Genomic DNA, 356 nt, shown 5'->3' on the forward strand with positions numbered 1-356 from the left:
TCGGCGGCGTTGGTGGTGGCTGGTGAGGCGTGTCCGGTGGAGGTGGTGCAGCGGTGGGCGCCGGGTCGGGTGATGCTTAACGCGTATGGCCCGACCGAGGCCACGGTGTATGCGGCGATCAGTGCCCCGCTGGTGGCGGGGTCGGGGGTGGTGGCGATTGGTGGCCCGGTGCCGGGGGCGGCGTTGGTGGTTTTGGATGGGTGGTTGCGGGCGGTGCCGGTGGGGGTGGTCGGCGAGTTGTATGTGGCGGGTGCTGGTGTGGGGGTGGGGTATTGGGGCCGGGCGGGGTTGACGGGGTCGCGGTTTGTGGCGTGTCCGTTCGGGGGTGTGGGGGCGCGGATGTATCGGACCGGGGA

General features: G+C 71.6%; 1 protein-coding gene. It reads left to right on the forward strand.

The genetic code is table 11. The annotated features are described in order from the left end of the window. A partial coding sequence (locus OQ789_RS25870; RefSeq protein ID WP_324689280.1) for an AMP-binding protein occupies positions 1 to 356 on the forward strand: 356 nt, incomplete at both ends.

The sequence above is a fragment of the Mycobacterium sp. 94-17 genome, from assembly GCF_035617725.1.
Lineage (GTDB): Bacteria > Actinomycetota > Actinomycetes > Mycobacteriales > Mycobacteriaceae > Mycobacterium.